Raw genomic sequence first — 16,137 nt, 5'->3', positions numbered from 1 at the left:
AAACAGACTAGCTCTATTAAAATGCACTGCCATAAACTTCTTCGCCGGCAATGGTCGCTGAGGCATTAAATACTTCAAGCTGTACGGAATCACTGACGAAATGGACAGACCCATCTACATAGACGACTTGAATTCCGCCCGGGTGAAAGCTGTTGGCTTCCCACGGGCTCAGGTGGGAGCTATTGGGCGGATCGTCGAAATAGACAAGTGCATGAAGGTTCATTCCACGCGAGAAACCCGTATCGTCCGGTTCGGTGCTTCCCCAGGTTTCGCTAATCATTGCCGTATTGCTGGTTCCATCGGTGATTTGGCTGATCTTCACCTTGGAATCGTTGTAAAACACACCGTCGCCTGCAGCACAGTAATTGTAGGTATGAGTCGATCCGTCCGGATGAGGCTTCAATGAGTATTCATCGGGGCCATGAACTGCATAATAATGGACGATATGTGCAGTTCCACCCGGCCCCCAGGGTGAAGTTTGTCCACGATAAGGATGGCTGGGACAGAGCATCGCATCGATCTCCATCCTCATGGCAACAATATTATCTCTAAAACGATACTGAGGTCGTTTGTCGAAATCGATCATGTCATAGATGTTTTGTAATTCCATATACGGAAATAACAAATTGAACCAGATGCCCATTTGCCCATCCCATTCACAGTGTTCTTCACCGGGATAGAAAGGTGCGTAGTCTGGTTCAGCGCTTGTGCCGTGATCTTCACCAGGAGGAAAGACACGTCTATCGGAGTGGTAGTTTTGCGCAGCCAAGCCCAATTGCTTCAAATTGTTAACGCATTGCGTACGTCGAGCCGCTTCTCGAGCTGCTTGGACCGCAGGCAACAGCAATGCAACTAAAACGCCAATAATGGCAATGACAACAAGCAACTCTACAAGCGTAAAACCTGCCTGAAATGCTCTGCGCACAACCCGTGCCTTATAAGTATCAACGAAATTATCTAGAGTTCTAGATGTCACCTTAAGTCTCATAAGACTTTCGCGGCAAGTTGATTGTTGACCTCGATAAACTCTATTGAACATTACTCCCTACTCCTGTCCTATTTGGAAAAAAGTTCTAGATCGATCTGATTCTCTTTGCCGCTTTCTACTTCCGCCGTCAATCCCGACTTGGCAAATTCCACGTATTTATCGGGAATCAACGAAACCGAGAAAGCCCCTGGTTCCATATTACTTCTTGCGATGACTCTGATGCGATGATGTCCTACCATTGCCCCATCTCCACCCTTTCCTTGCCGATCTGTGGCAAGAACATAGCGCCCCGTGGAATCGATCATTCCTATGGCGGCGGGTCCATTGTCGGGCACAAAAGTTACCTTGCCTTGCGTAATAGGTTTGCCGTCTAAAGAAACTATGCCCGTTACAGGGGCACGCTCTGGTAAATCTGAGTTCGAGCAACCTACGACAATCACGATCACAAGAGGCGCGAAAACCGTGCAACGCCCGGACAAGCAATATGCAGAATTGGTTAAAAACATGAAACTGAAATAGAATCCGTACTGTAGAGGGATTGGTCCATCCACCTGATTCCGCAAGTGGTTCGAGATTACGAAATCAAACGGATGAGAGTTATACTCAATAGGCGCAAACTAGAGCCATAAGATATCAACGATCCTCTGGCTGTTATCTCCTTTTACCAGCGTTCAGAGTGCAGAAACTTGCCAAAAAGGCGAGCAAACATGAGCTTGGTTCAGGAACTGCTGACACAGGGACAGGAGGTGATTTCCCTAGGCCGATTTGCCTTTGCCAAATGAGGAAGTCTTTCCCGTCGGTATCACCATCGCCGTCGGCATCGGATCCGTCATTGACGCCGAAGTCAGCTTGCCACTTAGTAAGGTCCGCGCCATCTACACGTAGATCCCCATTAAAATCTGCCGAAAGATCAATTGCGGCGACCACGCCACTATTTGTCACTGAGGCACTCAAACGAGTCCAACCTGCATCAGTTACCTCAGCATCTTCACCCGGAGCCAAGCCGATTTCAAAACTGTCGCTCCACACTTCATTGCCGTCTTCCAGAATTCTGAAATTATCCCAGAAAGCAACGCCAACATCCCCTGGGTCCCCATTGGCAAACGTGAAGTTGGATAAAAGGATCACTAATTCCTGGCCGGCATTGGTAGGGCTGCCGATGAAGAAGGCTTCATTCTCAGCCCAGGCACCTTCGGCGGCATTATTCCACGACCCATCTCCAGAGAAAGCTTGAGTAATGAACTCACGATCCTCGAGATCACCTACGCCAGTAGTTGGGGTACCCCATGCCTGAATACTCTGGTTGGCGAGAACCTCGCCGTTAGCATGCCCAGTGGCCGCCTTAATCTCATAGCTGCTAATGTCTTGGATAATGATACCTGTGTTGATCGCAACGAAAGAGTTATCTGCTGTGCCATCCAGGTCGTTGATAAACAGCATAGAGTCGCCGTCAGCGGGGGCAGCCAGAGGATTGTTCTGGTCAAAATTGTAAATTGGTGGAGGGCCCGGAGGTGGGGGAAGTGGTGCAATCGGGACAATGGTTTGAGTTCCAATTCCACTCCCTTCCAAAGTTGTATTGCCCATTTTCCAGCCAGCATCGGTGACTTCTCCTTGTGACCCAGGTGATAGTCCAATCTCAAAGCTATCCGACCAAACGAGTTGGTTTCCAGCGCCAGTGTCAGCCTGCACACGGAAATTATCCCAGTAGGCGACCCCCGTGTCCGCAGCATTCTCACTTCCAGGCTGGGGGCTAAAGGAAAAATTAGTGAGAAGCAAAATCAATTCCTCACCCGCATTGTCAGCACCTCCCACGAAAAAGAGTTCATTATCGGCCCACTCGCCTTCTGCAGGGTCGGTCCAAGAGCCAAAAGTCGTGAACGCCTGGCTGATGAATTCACGGTCATCAATGTCGCCAAGACCTGTCGTGGGTGTACTCCAAGCCTGGATGCTCTGATTCGCCAGAGTTTGACCTGCCGCGTGGCCTGTAGCAGCAGTAATCGTGTAGAAACCCAGGTCTTCGAGAATAATCCCAGTATTGACGGCCACGAAAGTACCGTCCTCTCCTCCACCCAGGTCATCGATGAACAGAAACGCATCTCCGTCAGCCGGCCCAGCAAGAGGGTTAGTCTGATTAAAGGCCTGAGCATAGTTTGTGAGCGCCGCCGCACAGGCTAACGAAGTGGCAAAAATTAGCTTTTTCATTCCTTAGACTCCTATGAATTATTTTCGAAAAAACCCAATAAAAGTTGGTTCTCTTCCGATAAAAACGCCACCTGCCCTGCCCCAAAGCAGGCAGCGGATTAACCCTGCAACATCAAGTAAAAGTGTCGGTCTCAATTTCTTTCCAAGTGACAATCCTCAAACTATATGCCGATGTATCCCCAAAAGCGAAACACAACTCATTACCATGAAGGCTAGCGAAGTAGGCTCTGGGACTGTAGTCATGAGGGCCTGAATTTCAGCTTGGGATAACTCAGAGTCATAGATACGGAAGTCGTCGATTAGTCCGTCCCAGTAGTTCCAATACTGTTTCTCGGCACCTAAATAGATGTTGTCAATGTCGGACAGAAGCCCTGTGCCATCACCACCGCCATATGGATTTTCAAAAGTGTTCATCCACAGATTGCCATCAACATAGATTTTCATGCGCGCGTCTGTGGCACTTGCATCGCTTGCAGTCGTATTCTTGACAAACGCAATATGATGCCAGCCATCTTTGTAAAACTGGTTATCCCCTGCGTATTTGTAGGCCCTGTCAAATGCTCCACTCTCGTCCCAGGTATCATAGAACACGTAGTCATTTGCAGAATCGTAAGGGTACTGCAAGCTAATCCGACTCCACTGAGCACCAATCTCTGCCTGGTCATCATTTGCACTAAAGAGGACAGTCGGATCCCCAGTACTAGGTAGTAGGCTAGAGCCATATGCCCACAAAGCTATGGTAACTTCTGAGGTCACAGACGCCATTGCGCCGCCAACACCCTCTGCATAGACAACATTGCTATTCGCCTTCTCAAAGCTCATTGCCTGCCCAAACCCGGTTGGCCCAGATACATATGCACCTGGTGTGCTGGTGTAAGCAATGTTTCCCGTGCTATCTACCGTATTACCCTCGAACTCCAAGTGTGTGACAAGAGTTGCCTCACTGGTGTCAGCAAGAGAAACTGACCAAACAATTACCGCTAACAAAGCAAACAGAAATCGAATCATTAGAACATCCCCTAGATTAGGTACTGGCTGACGGCCAGGTGAAAATGGTTTAACACCCATTGGCCAGCGGAAAAGGAAAAAAGCAACAAAAGCTCCTCCACGCTGCACCTCAGAGACGACAACTAATGCATTAAAACATAATGACATGATCTTTACTGAGATGAGCGTTTTTCTAACCCTGATTTTATATGGAATAATGCATATGTCAAGCAATATATAGAGAAATCTAAGAATTATATTCTTGACGGCGAAAGTGGCCAATAATGGCATCACAGCTTGCTTATGGATGAAAGTACGGACTAACATATCATATGTTGTTTTTGGCCACTGGTAGGGATTTGGGGTTCACTGAGAAGGTGAAACTGGGAAAAGCGCGTGTCTTAATGTCATGCTGTCGAAGAGATCAGAAAGAGGCATGGAATTGGATTTCTGTGTATCCGAAGGAATTTGAAGGATCGCTCGAAGGAAACCTGATGATTTTGAGAAGATCCGTTTCAAATGAGCGCATTCAAAAGCCCCCTCCCCAGAATAAGTGGGGCAATCCTGGTGAAGAGCCGAATAGTCATGCGATTGCAACGCCAAGATGTGCCAATTTCTCGCTTCACTCCGAAACCCCCAATACCGGTCGATGGTCCGAGGTCACATCGTTAGGAGGAATTATGTCCTCCCCAACTTTCCAGGGCCCGTCTATGCCAGAAAATGGCTGGTTCACTTGTTTCGTCTGCTCCAAGCGGGTTTCGCTACTTTGATGACACAGGTGGGCACCTACAAAGACGTACGGGAGCAATCTATTGGAATGTGTTACTTTTTTCGGCAATCGCCGTTCGGGGTTCCTGTCCGAAAGGGTAAGGAAGTGAGTGGACCCAGACCTGTTCGATAGGAAAACGAGAGAGAATCACTTCACCATATTCGCCTCCAGCGTTATGCATCGTGCAGCCATATGCGTACTGCATCTTCGTTAGTTCCGCCAAGTGGGCAGCTTGATCGACACCTGAGGCGCGTGTGGTCTTTCGGTCTACTTCCTGCAAAGCAACTACATCGGGCTCTAAGTCCAGGATGACTCTTGCCAGTCGTGGACAGTCGAAATGCCCGTCAGTGCCCTGACCATGATGGATGTTGTACGTCAACACACTCAGTCGAGGCGGGTTCGACGGGTCCGCATAAATCGAGCTTGTCTGCAATTCCAGTAGAAATGCAATAACTATCAAAGACATTCGCAGCATGGCAAATACGCCTTATACTTTTGGTATTGGTAGAAGTTTTGATCACTTGCAAGGCTCAAGAATTCTAAGCATGGTGCGTGCCGCTTGAATATAATTCCAGGATCTCCGGAAAGTTCAACATTATACTTAATCAAGTCCCTTAAAAATGAATTGTCAATTCTCCACTTCGGGCACGTTCGCCCACTATTAGTAATCGCTTCAATTACGAACGATAGAAAGGACAGAAGTCTGGAGCGGAAAATGTTCTGCTTACCCTTCATAATGCACTAAACGCAGAAAAATCGCGTAATACTGGGGTGGAAGTTTCTTTTGTCACATTCATTCGAAGCTTCTTAGCTTGAACCGGTTTGAAACGGTGTATGCGCTTGTGTCCAACAGACGTTCCGAAAACGATCTGCTGCCAACCGCTATTCGGAGTCAATGCTTCAATATTATAAGCCCGAATGCGCTCACCGTAGCGAATGTCTTCCATGACCCATACATGTTCAACACATTGCGGTTTAGGAAACATCAAAATGTGACAATCCCCTCGTCCTGCGATGCGAGCAACTGGTGTATTGAAACGTGTTCGGATCTCTTTTCCAAGATCTGAATATCGCTTCATATCAGCCTCTGGTACTAATCCACGAGTATCGGGGTTGGCATTTATTAGGAGATTGCAGTTGTGACCTACAGAACGATAATACATATCCATTAGTGATTCGAGAGAATGGATGGTATTTTCCTGGTCGTCTTCCCAAAACCAACCGTTTTCCCGGATTGGCACATCGCATTCGCCAGGCTGCCAAATCGTTCCATTAGGGCTACCCATCCCGTTCTCGTTAAGCTGAGAGACCGTTGCCCAGCATGGATAATCGGCAACTCCTTCTTCGTTGCCAACCCATCGGGTTGTGGCACGAGGCCCCTGGAATACGTTTGCGTTTGACTGCAACCGCTCATACATAGGAACAATATCTGGCCCGCCATCTTCTGGAGCTAGAACACCTCCATCGAACCAAATATAGAATAGCTCTCCATAACGCCCCCAGAGTTCTTCAAGCATACGCTCCTGCGAACGAACGTACTCAGCTTGGTGTTTTGGATCACCTCCGCGGCCACGATTTACTAGCCCTGGATTGTCTACATTCCAATAACAATTGGCAGAGACTGATGCGTATATGCCTGGTCGGACATTAAATTTGCAGCAGGAAGCAATGAAATCTGCAACGATGTCACCATGACCGTCACGCCATTTCGCCTGTTTGACGCCGTATGGATAAATGTCTGACTGCCATGTCAGGAACCCGCTGCAGTGCTTTGCGACTAGCACCGCGTAGCGTGCTCCGATTGCTCTGGCTGCTTCGAGCCATTGGTCCGTGTCTAGTTCTTTTGGGTTGAAGTCCTGCGGCGTCGGAAGACCTTCAAAAGTACGCCAATCCCAACCGGGCTTAAAGATGGGGATATCGAAATGATAGAACATTCCCAATTCACAATCCTGCCAGGCGAGTTGGTTTGCAGCCGGACGGGGATTATCAATTTCACTCAATAACTGGAGATCGAGCTCCGAAGACAGATTGTTATTGGCATAAGCTATCGTCGATGAAAGCCCAGCTACATTGAGACCAGTTGCTATTGAGGACCTTAGGAAATTCCGCCGATTCATGAGTTTATTTGGGAAAGGGTGCCATGCTCTCATAATATCTAATAGGGTACGGAAATGTTCGCCCAGTGAGTTCTGCTCGCTCTAATTGCGATCGCAAGCGGTTGACCATTTCCGATTCGTTCTCGAAGCGATCGTAAAGTTCGTAGGGATCGGATATTAGATCATACAGCTGACCGATTCGGATTGAGGTTGTGCGGTCCCACCCACGATAGACCGGTTGCCAACCGGGAGTAATGCTCTGATGTCCACCGGAGCCATGGGTACCTAGAATAAGCTTCCAACGTTCGTCGCGAATCGCCATGACGCCAGCGTATGACTGGAGAATAACGTGATCTCGAGGCGAAGAGTCAACATCCTCTAACAATGCTGGTAACTGATTGATGCTGTCTTCGGCCGACCATTCGGGCAATTCAGCATTTACCACGGCAGCTAGCGTCGCCATGACGTCGGTCAAGCATAGTAAGTGCGAACTGACAGTTCCCTCGCGCACTTTTCCCGGCCACCTGAGAACGAAGGGGATACGGAATCCTCCCTCCCACACATCGGTCTTGAACCCGCGGTATGGTCCGGAGGGACGATGATTAATTTCGTTACCAAAACGCGAAGGGTCGGCAGCTCCGTTGTCGCTGGCAAAGATTACTAAGGTGTCCTCGGCGATTCCAAGCCTATCAAGGGCTGAGTCGATACGACCGACGCTCTCATCTACCCAGAGACACATATCTACGCGTCGACCAAGTCCGCTCTTGTTTTGCAATCGCTTCGGTGCAACCAGTGGAACATGAGGAGCGCCCAATGCAAGATACAGCAAAAACGGTTTATCGCTGTCTTGCGACGTCATGTCCGACATGAAACTGACGGCCTTTTCGACGAAGATGTCGTCGTGCTCGCCCGGCGCAAGACTCACACCGGGAATTCTGCGGTCGTTTTCGATCACGACATGATCGGCACCTTGATGCGCCGTGCCGTAGAAATAATCGAACCCGATGTGAGTCGGTCCATTTGTGATAGGTCGATTGAAATCAATACGCTTCGCGATGCGGTTCATATCGGCATATCGAATCATTTGCCCGGCCTCCCAGTCACCTGGATCCCCCTCTGTGGGCTGCCAATCCAGCCCCAGGTGCCACTTACCTATGCATGCAGTCGCATAACCCTTCTCCTGCAACATTGAAGCGACTGTCATACGCTCGCGTGATATCAGGGCGGGATCATAGTGATACAAAACACCTTGCTGCATGCGCGTCCGCCAGGGATACCTACCAGTAAGCAATCCATATCGCGTCGGGCTGCACACCGACGCCGGCGTATAGGCATTGAGATAACTGCACCCCTGTTTGGCCAGGTGATCGATATGCGGCGTTTTGAATGCTGCCTGTTTATTAAACGCGCTGACGTCGCCCCACCCCATATCATCCGCGAGAATCATAACGATGTTTGGTAGCCGTCTCTGCTCTCCATACAACGAGAAAGAAGGGAAGATGACCGCAATTAAACAAGCGTAGATGCCTAATTGGACCGAGCCTGCTCCCTGCAGTATGTCGGAAAAGTTCAATCTTCGTGAGTTTTTCTTTGCCGTCGACATACTCAATCTTCCACCACATGCGCTGATAGCACGCCTCATTAGTTAAAAATGGTCTAGAAAAACCTTCGGAATTAAATTGTTTCGTACTCACATGAGTAGAGGAGCATTCGGCGCAAAACCGATAATTATTTCGAAAGTAAATTCACGCACGGGCTTTTCTAAAAAGTCCCAAAATTGCAATGCCCAATAACGACACGATTGCAGCAGAAGGTTCGGGCACTTTGCTTTGGGCAGAGTGGATTGGGTTGGCTGGTGTCCCGAAAAATGCTTGCCAGGTTATCAAATCGGTCTCGCTAAGTGGGCTACTCGATTGGCCGCGTTGCCATGCCAGGAAATCTGCTCCGTCCACGATTCCATCGGCATTAAAGTCGCCGGGTACGAGCAGCGGAGCAGCCAAGCCGCTATTTGCAAGCGAGGAATTACCAAGGTCCCAACCAGCGTCGGTTACCTCCGCCTCCTGCCCAGGCGATAAACCGATTTCGAAGCCGTCCTGAAACACCAAGCTTCCCTCTTCAAATACGCGAAAGTTGTCCCAGTAGGCAGTGCCAATCGTTCCAGGCGGATCTCCAGAGTAGTTGGTAATCAGAATGATTAATTCCTCTCCACTCTGGCCACTATCAGCGGTGAACGAAACACGATTATTGGTCCATTCACCTTCCAGCGGATCAATCCAGGATGTTGCAGTCGAAAATGTTTGGCCTATGAACTCCCGGCTACCAAGAGTTCCGTCTGGGGTACCCCAGGCTTGAATGCTTTGGTTGGCTAAGACTTCGCCATTAGCATAACCTACTGCTGCAACAATTTCGTACTCATTGCCATTCGTTATTGTGATGCCGGTGTTGATTGCAACATAGGTGCTGTCCTGGGCGCCTCCTAGATCGTCGATATAGAGATACACATTTCCATCAGCCGGTGCTGCGAATGGATGTGCTTGGATAAATTTTGGTTGACTAGGCTCAGGAGCAGGCGCTGGCGAAATCCTTAGGACTTGGCCATCACCACCAGATCTTCCGATTGCATAGAGCTCGCCATCTTGATCTTCGCCTATACTAATCAATTGATTTAGTCCGCCGCTACCTGGAGCGAACTTGAGTTTTTGGATCAGGCCAGTTGTTAGATCGCCGTACCAAATTCCATGACTTGCTACTAGGTCACCAAAAATATATTTCCCTTGAAGCTGAGGAATCGCACTGCCGCGGTAGACAAAGCCCCCAGTGACCGAAACTCCTTCGGTGTGATCGTATTCAAAGACGGGTTCGATAAAGCCATTCATTTCTGCCACGTCTCCGATTCCATTGTCGTTGACGTCAATATCTGGCTGAACACCATTTCCGTCCGTGCGGTCAAAAAGGAAAGTCCCCTCCTTGGCAGGCCAGCCGTAGTTGGCACCCTGGAAGACTTGGTTTACCTCCTCTATTTGGAACTGCCCCACTTCCCCGACATAGAGATCACCCGTTTGACGGTCAAAATTAAGTCGATAGGGATTGCGGTGGCCGTATGAGTAGATTTCGGGAAGGGCCCCAGGGAGGGCTTGTCCCGCAGGGATACGATATGCACCATTTGCGCTCGCCTGGGGATCGCCAGGAGCAGGTTCGAGAGGGTCAATCCGCAAAATTTTGCCGAATACCTTTGTCAAGTCTGGTGCGTTGTCTCCAAAAATGACACTCTGCTGGGTCGGCACATCGACGCGAAAACCGCCATCACCGAGGGGAATGTAAAGTAATCCCGCAGTATCGAAAGTTAGGTCGTTCAAATTGTGAGAACCATCGGGTTCCGCAATCCGCATTAGCTCACGTTGCGAACCAGAAAAGACGTTATCCACAACCGAAGCATCTGTCCACTCGGTGATGACCGCATCATGGAGTCCAGACCCCGTAGTAACAGTATCGGAGAACGTTGCCGGCGCGCTCCCCGGACTTTCTGTCGAAAGTGTATAAAATTTCCCGAAACCTAGTGATCCCGTCAGAGCATAATCAGGGTGAAATGCGAATCCCGTCATGCCAAATGTAGGTTGTGTGTAGGTTTTTGGATTAGTCGAGTTGAGAAAAGGTGAAGCAACTAATGCTCCCTGTCCGTCAAGAACCCGGACTAGACCACCCAATGTGGCAATAGCCAAGCGACCGCTCCCATCAGGAAAGGGAACGAGGTCGGTAGGCATGCTCTGGGTCACTCCGTTCACCGAGCCCCCTAGCCCCGATGCGACAAGCTCCAGCTCGACTGTAATATCCCCGCGCAAGATATCGGGTAGCAAATCGGCTCGTACGTGCGTACGTACTACCATCAATAGAAGCAAGACGAGTGAAGAGTCAAATATCGATTTTATAAACGGCCTGGAGGAATCGGGAAATATCATGGATTTGTCACTTTCATGAGATGCAGGATTTGGGACGAGGCTTCCTCTATGCCGATTTTGGCAGAGCAAACAAGAAAAAGGCAGGAATTAGACACATTCAGAATAATCTATCGGAGACAAAACACAATAACCTGTCAATAGGTCATATCAATAAACTAAAATGACTTGCATAGAGTTATTTTGACCACGTTCTGGCTCCCTGAGACGGCAGATAGATTGAAAGGAGCTGCTTATGAAAAGACAATAACCTGGATAACGGCACTGTCTGTCACAAATACTGACCATTTACGGGCCTATTGATAAGACCTGAACTATTTGAGGCTGTTGACACAAAGAGCGGATGTAATTATGTTATGTCATTATGGTTATTGGCTTAGGTCTGGGCGGATTGGCTTTCGCCGGTTTTCGTCTGCCTCGGCGTTTCTTATGCAATCAATGCTTTGGAGAGTGAGCGGCTAGAAAATGAATAGCATTCGATTTTGTTTGATAGGGACAGGACGGGCGGGATTGCTGCACGCTCGTAATCTCCGCGATCGGCTCAAGGGTGCTGATTTGGTGGCAGTTTGTGATTCGAATCCAAGCACTCTTAATCAGTGTGGAGATGAACTAGATGTTGACTTGAGGTTTGCAGACTATCGCGAGGCTGTAAGGCATGCTGAAGTTGATGCCGTGGTAATCGTCACTCCTACATTTCTACATCGTGAAATCGCATGTGAAGCTGCCAATCAGGGCAAGCATGTTTTTCTTGAAAAGCCGATGGCTATTTCGATTGACGAATGCCTGGCAATCAATGAGGCGGTCAAGGTCAACGATGTGAAATTGCAAATCGGTTTCATGCGGCGATTCGATGAGAGTTATTTGAAAGCAAAGGAACTACTCGACTCGGGGAAGCTTGGTCGGGTAATGGTAATTCGCTCTACAGGACGTGGTCCGGGATTGCCTCCACCTTGGATATACAATTTGGAAAAAAGTAACGGGATATTGGCGGAAGTAAACAGCCATGACTTTGACTCTATTCGCTGGCTGGCTGATAGCGAGTTCACGCGTGTCTATGCTGAAGCTGAGAACTTCAAGTGCCTCGATGCAAAAGAAGAATGGCCCGATTTCTACGACAACGCCGTCGCGACCGTGAGATTCACCAATGGAGCCATTGGTACGGTTAATGGCACCTGCCCCTGCCACTATGGCTACGATGCCCGGATGGAAATTCTCTGTGAAAATGGTGTGCTCGTCATTGGCTCGATTGAGCAGCATGGGCTAACCGAGGTGCTCTGCGATGGGAAGGTGATCGGCAGAGCGGTCAAGAGTTGGCGCAATCTTTTCAAGGATGCCTATCAAAGTGAGATGAAGCATTTCATCGAGTGTATCAACGAAGATAGGCAGCCACGAGTTTCTGGCGTTGATGGCTTAAAAGCAGTTGAGGTTGTCGTCGCTGCCAATCAATCTATCCTAAAAAGGCAATCGATCGAAATTGGAGAACGTGAAACAGTATGAAAGCGGCCCGATATACCCAAGGCGAATCACTCTGTTTCGAAGACGTGCCCTTACCGGACATTGACTCGGACGAAATGCTCATTCGCGTTGAGGCCACTTCGATTTGTGGCACTGATACTAAGATCATGCGTCACGGACATCGGAAGCTACACGACGGCCAAACAATCACGTTGGGGCACGAATTTGTAGGTCGCATTGAAAAGTTAGGCGCAAGAGTCTCCGGATTTTTAGAAGAGATGTTCGTAGGAGTCGCACCGAACATCGGCTGTGGAACTTGCGACATGTGTAGTCGCCGTTTAATGAATATGTGCCAAACATATTCTGCATTCGGAGTTGATCGCGATGGCTCTCATGCTACGCACGTTCGGATTCCCTCCGCAGCAATTGCGCAGGGCAATGTTATAGAAATTGCTGATTCGGTTACTCCCCTTGATGCCACTTTGGCCGAGCCCCTTTCTTGTGTGGTCAATGCAGCCCAGGCTACGCGGGTCAAAGAAAGTGATCAAATATTGATCTATGGAGCCGGGCCCATGGGATTGCTGCATCTCATGTTGGCAAACGTCCTCGGCGCTTCTGAGGTCATTATGGTCGACCCTAATGCAACGCGTCTCGAACTGGCGACAAAGGTGGGTGCTTCGACAGTATTAAACCCCAACTTGGTTTCTGTTCCCGATTGGGTCAGCGAATTCACTCAGGGGCGTGGATTGGATGTAGTGATGACGGCGGCTCCCGTGGCTGCATTGCAACAAGAAGGTCTCAGTCTATTGGCTCCCTTTGGACGATTGTGCTTGTTTGCTGGACTGCCCCGGGGAGCAGAGGGGGTTCGACTCGATACGAATGCCATTCATTACAAGAATCTCTATGTCACCGGAGTTACAGGCGGTTCACCAGTGGATTATCGTGCGGCGATAGAGTTGATAAGTTCGGGAAAAATCCCTGTTTCTGAGATTGTTTCTGACGTGTTTCCCCTCAGCGAGTTGGAGCTAGCCTATGAATCCGCTACTAATGGTTCGGCGATGAAAGTTGCAATCCTGGAAGAGAGGCTTTTTGAAAAGAGTTCCGCTCGACAGTCTCAAGCTAGCCAGAACACTACAGCTTGCCAAGCGGCTGGACGCGCATAGGAAGAGGATTCATGGCAAGCCCATTTGTCATCGGCGTTGATATCGGAACCCAGGGCACAAAGGCTGCTCTGTACACTCCGGAAGGTCGCTGTTTGGCCAAAGCTTTTGAGCGTTCGCAATTGCGTCGGCCTTCACCTGGAGTTGTTGAAGAAGATCCTGAGCAGCAAGTATCTTCGGTATGTCACACGATCAAGCAGTGCATAGCAGAAGCATGTGTCGCCAAAGAGGAGGCGGCTGGCATCGCGATCGATGGCCAAATGGCAGGCATTTTGGGAGTCGGGGCGGATGGCCGCTGTGTGACACCTTACGATTCCTGGCTCGACACCCGATGTGCTCCGCAGATCGCGTCGATGCAACTGGTTGCAGGCGACGAAGTTCTGCGCAAAACGGGATGCGCTCCAAGTTACAACCACGGCCCAAAGATATTATGGTGGAAAGAGAATCAGAAGAAGGTTTATCGCTCGATTCGAGCCTTCGTTCAACCAGGTGGTTATGCAGCGATGCGGCTCTGTGGTTTGGATGCCTCCGAAGCTTTTCTCGACAAGAGCTACCTGCACTTCTCGGGCTTTGCAGATAACCGGCGCGCCAAATGGGACAACGAACTTTGTGAGCGATTTTCTGTAGGACAGGAGAAACTATCAAGAATTGTTGATTCACACGCGATCGTTGGTGAGTTGACAAGCTCGGCTGCCAGGCGTTGTGGATTGAAGAGTGGCGTACCTATTGTGGCTGGCTGCGGAGATTCAACGGCGAGCTTTTTGGCCTGCGGTGCCACACAACCGGGTATTTGCGTGGATGTGGCTGGTACGGCATCGGTCTTCGCAACATCAACGGATCGCTTCCGCCCAGATAAAAAGAATCGGACTCTAGCCTGCAGTCGCGCAGCGACACCTGGTCTCTGGCATCCGATTGCCTATCTCAATGGTGGAGGAATGAATCTCGAATGGTTCGCCGATGAGATTCTTTCGCAGAATAACAGCTCTGATTCAATGAGTCTCGATAAGCTCGACAAGGAAGCTTCTCAAATAGAGCCTAGTGAAGACCTGCCAATATTCGTTCCGCATCTAGGCGGTAGAGTTTGTCCTAGCCAACCCCATCTGCGTGGGGCTTGGGTGGGGTTGACGTGGAAACACAGTCGCAAAGAAATGTTTCTCGCGATGCTTGAGGCTGTGGTACTGGAATATGGCATCTATCAGCAAATTATTCAATCTCTGTATCCCGACTTTGACTTTCGTGAAATTCGCATCACGGGCGGGGGAGAGAAAAGTGAACTATGGAATCGTATGAAGGCCGATCTACTCGGAGCGCCAGTGGTTCAAATTGCTGGTGCCCAGGGTGCTCCCCAAGGAGCCGCCATGTTGGCTGCCTGGGGCGTGGGACTTGTTGAAGACTTGCCTTCGGCGGGGGAGCAATGGGTTACCATCGGCAAGACCTACCAGCCCAACCATGATCGCTCGCACTATTTTCAGCAACGCCGAAAACGATATGAACAATTAATTCAAGCACTCGACGGATGGAGTACTATCCATGCAAACTGAAGCGACGGTCGTTTCTGATCCGAAAGGGAAGTATCCAGTAGCTACTTGTCCCACTCTCTACTTTATTGGAGTGACAACGGGCAAGTCTTCGATAATGAAGGTGTTTCCCAAATGGGCTAAGGCGTTGGGACTATCGGGTGCCGTGATTCGCGGCATCGACTTTCCCCTTCATGCCGATCCCCCGCAATACCGGCGTGCGGTCGAACATATCAAGAATGATGAACACTCTTTGGGTGCTCTCGTCACCACGCACAAGATCGACTTGCTCAAGGCATGTCAGGATCTGTTTGACGAACTCGATCATTTCGCCAAGTTGACCGGTGAAGCAAGCTGCATCTCTAAACAAGGTGGAAAGCTGGTGGCCCATGCCAAGGATCCGATCACTTCGGGTCTATCTCTTGAGGCCTTTCTGCCAGCCGGACATTGGCAAAACAAGGAGGCAGAAATTCTAGTGCTTGGAGCTGGTGGATCCTCTATCGCGCTGACGACTTATTTGATGAGTCCAAAAAGAGGTGACAACAGGCCGGCACGAATTGTGGTGACAGATCGAAGTGAACCGCGTCTGAAGGAAATTTTCCACGTTCATCAGGAATTGGACTCAGACATCCCTTGCCAATACCACCATTGCCCAACCAATGAGGATAACGATCGCTTGGTGGCAGATCTGAAGCCCCATTCGGTCGTAGTGAATGCGACTGGATTGGGAAAAGATGCTCTCGGATCGCCGCTTACCGACAATGTGGAATTTCCCTTGCGAGGATTTGCTTGGGACTTTAACTATCGTGGGGATTTGGTCTTCCTTGATCAGGCGCGTGCCCAGAAGCAACTGAGAAACTTGCATGTTGAGGATGGTTGGATCTATTTCCTTCATGGATGGACTCAGGTCCTCGCCGAAGTCTTTCACATCGATATTCCTCCTATCGGACCGCTCTTTGAAGAGCTTTCAAGAATTGCCGCCTCCACACGCAACTAACCATTCGAGATGC

At 49.6% G+C, this 16,137-nt stretch carries 12 protein-coding genes; 4 read left to right on the top strand and 8 right to left on the bottom strand.

The features are described from left to right. Positions 1-16: 16 nt before the first annotated feature. The 8 genes from Pla144_RS21980 to Pla144_RS21945 all read right to left on the bottom strand — a co-directional run bounded on the left by Pla144_RS21980 (position 17) and on the right by Pla144_RS21945 (position 10,998). On the bottom strand, positions 17-925 hold the full coding sequence (locus Pla144_RS21980; protein WP_449240219.1) for a DUF1559 family PulG-like putative transporter: 909 nt from the start codon (positions 923-925) through the stop codon (positions 17-19). A 131-nt stretch (positions 926-1,056) separates the two neighbouring features. Beyond that, complete coding sequence (locus tag Pla144_RS21975) at positions 1,057-1,494, bottom strand: hypothetical protein (RefSeq protein ID WP_146452857.1); 438 nt, start codon at positions 1,492-1,494, stop codon at positions 1,057-1,059. A 145-nt stretch (positions 1,495-1,639) separates the two neighbouring features. Next, positions 1,640-3,190: a hypothetical protein gene (locus Pla144_RS21970; RefSeq protein ID WP_146452856.1), complete on the bottom strand. Its 1,551-nt coding sequence runs from the start codon at positions 3,188-3,190 to the stop codon at positions 1,640-1,642. Positions 3,191-3,346: 156 nt separating this feature from the next. Beyond that, positions 3,347-4,198, bottom strand: a complete 852-nt coding sequence (locus Pla144_RS21965) for a LamG domain-containing protein (protein WP_197530930.1) — start codon at positions 4,196-4,198, stop codon at positions 3,347-3,349. Positions 4,199-4,986: 788 nt separating this feature from the next. Then, positions 4,987-5,421 (bottom strand): endonuclease/exonuclease/phosphatase family protein, encoded by a 435-nt coding sequence (locus Pla144_RS21960; protein ID WP_146452854.1) that lies wholly within the window; start codon positions 5,419-5,421, stop codon positions 4,987-4,989. A 256-nt stretch (positions 5,422-5,677) separates the two neighbouring features. Continuing rightward, on the bottom strand, positions 5,678-6,946 hold the full coding sequence (locus Pla144_RS21955; protein WP_197530929.1) for an alpha-L-fucosidase: 1,269 nt from the start codon (positions 6,944-6,946) through the stop codon (positions 5,678-5,680). A gap of 121 nt (positions 6,947-7,067) precedes the next feature. Continuing rightward, on the bottom strand, positions 7,068-8,645 hold the full coding sequence (locus Pla144_RS21950; RefSeq protein WP_197530928.1) for a sulfatase family protein: 1,578 nt from the start codon (positions 8,643-8,645) through the stop codon (positions 7,068-7,070). A gap of 142 nt (positions 8,646-8,787) precedes the next feature. Next, the gene (locus Pla144_RS21945; RefSeq protein ID WP_146452851.1) at positions 8,788-10,998 is read right to left on the bottom strand and encodes a PQQ-dependent sugar dehydrogenase; all 2,211 of its coding nucleotides are present in this window, start codon (positions 10,996-10,998) and stop codon (positions 8,788-8,790) included. 462 nt (positions 10,999-11,460) lie between these two features. On the opposite strand from Pla144_RS21945, the gene Pla144_RS21940 reads away from it, so the two are divergent. Genes Pla144_RS21940 through Pla144_RS21925 form a run of 4 tightly spaced genes read left to right on the top strand, consistent with a single transcriptional unit; the run spans position 11,461 to position 16,124 of the window. Continuing rightward, complete coding sequence (locus Pla144_RS21940) at positions 11,461-12,492, top strand: Gfo/Idh/MocA family oxidoreductase (RefSeq protein WP_146452850.1); 1,032 nt, start codon at positions 11,461-11,463, stop codon at positions 12,490-12,492. Then, positions 12,489-13,613 carry a zinc-binding dehydrogenase gene (locus Pla144_RS21935; RefSeq protein ID WP_146452849.1) on the top strand — a complete coding sequence of 375 codons (1,125 nt, stop codon included), beginning with the start codon at positions 12,489-12,491 and terminating at the stop codon, positions 13,611-13,613. The genes Pla144_RS21940 and Pla144_RS21935 overlap by 4 nt, the downstream gene beginning before the upstream one ends. Before the next feature lie 11 nt (positions 13,614-13,624). Next, a complete protein-coding gene (locus tag Pla144_RS21930) occupies positions 13,625-15,151 on the top strand; it encodes a xylulokinase (RefSeq protein ID WP_146452848.1) in 1,527 nt (508 codons plus the stop codon). Continuing rightward, a complete protein-coding gene (locus Pla144_RS21925) occupies positions 15,141-16,124 on the top strand; it encodes a shikimate dehydrogenase family protein (RefSeq protein ID WP_146452847.1) in 984 nt (327 codons plus the stop codon). Before Pla144_RS21930 ends, Pla144_RS21925 begins: the two co-directional genes overlap by 11 nt. The last annotated feature ends 13 nt before the right edge of the window (positions 16,125-16,137 follow it).

Source organism: Bythopirellula polymerisocia, from assembly GCF_007860015.1.
Lineage (GTDB): Bacteria > Planctomycetota > Planctomycetia > Pirellulales > Lacipirellulaceae > Bythopirellula > Bythopirellula polymerisocia.
Note: the sequence above shows the minus strand (reverse complement) of the source record. Positions and strands in the feature narration are given on the sequence as shown.

Excerpts from the sequence above, each read along its gene's own strand:
- Pla144_RS21930 (WP_146452848.1), top strand. The coding sequence starts at position 13,625 with ATGGCAAGCCCATTTGTCATCGGCGTTGATATCGGAACCCAGGGCACA.
- Pla144_RS21935 (WP_146452849.1), top strand. The coding sequence starts at position 12,489 with ATGAAAGCGGCCCGATATACCCAAGGCGAATCACTCTGTTTCGAAGAC.
- Pla144_RS21945 (WP_146452851.1), bottom strand. The coding sequence starts at position 10,998 with ATGATATTTCCCGATTCCTCCAGGCCGTTTATAAAATCGATATTTGAC.
- Pla144_RS21960 (WP_146452854.1), bottom strand. The coding sequence starts at position 5,421 with ATGCTGCGAATGTCTTTGATAGTTATTGCATTTCTACTGGAATTGCAG.
- Pla144_RS21950 (WP_197530928.1), bottom strand. The coding sequence starts at position 8,645 with ATGTCGACGGCAAAGAAAAACTCACGAAGATTGAACTTTTCCGACATA.
- Pla144_RS21965 (WP_197530930.1), bottom strand. The coding sequence starts at position 4,198 with ATGATTCGATTTCTGTTTGCTTTGTTAGCGGTAATTGTTTGGTCAGTT.
- Pla144_RS21925 (WP_146452847.1), top strand. The coding sequence starts at position 15,141 with ATGCAAACTGAAGCGACGGTCGTTTCTGATCCGAAAGGGAAGTATCCA.
- Pla144_RS21975 (WP_146452857.1), bottom strand. The coding sequence starts at position 1,494 with ATGTTTTTAACCAATTCTGCATATTGCTTGTCCGGGCGTTGCACGGTT.
- Pla144_RS21940 (WP_146452850.1), top strand. The coding sequence starts at position 11,461 with ATGAATAGCATTCGATTTTGTTTGATAGGGACAGGACGGGCGGGATTG.
- Pla144_RS21970 (WP_146452856.1), bottom strand. The coding sequence starts at position 3,190 with ATGAAAAAGCTAATTTTTGCCACTTCGTTAGCCTGTGCGGCGGCGCTC.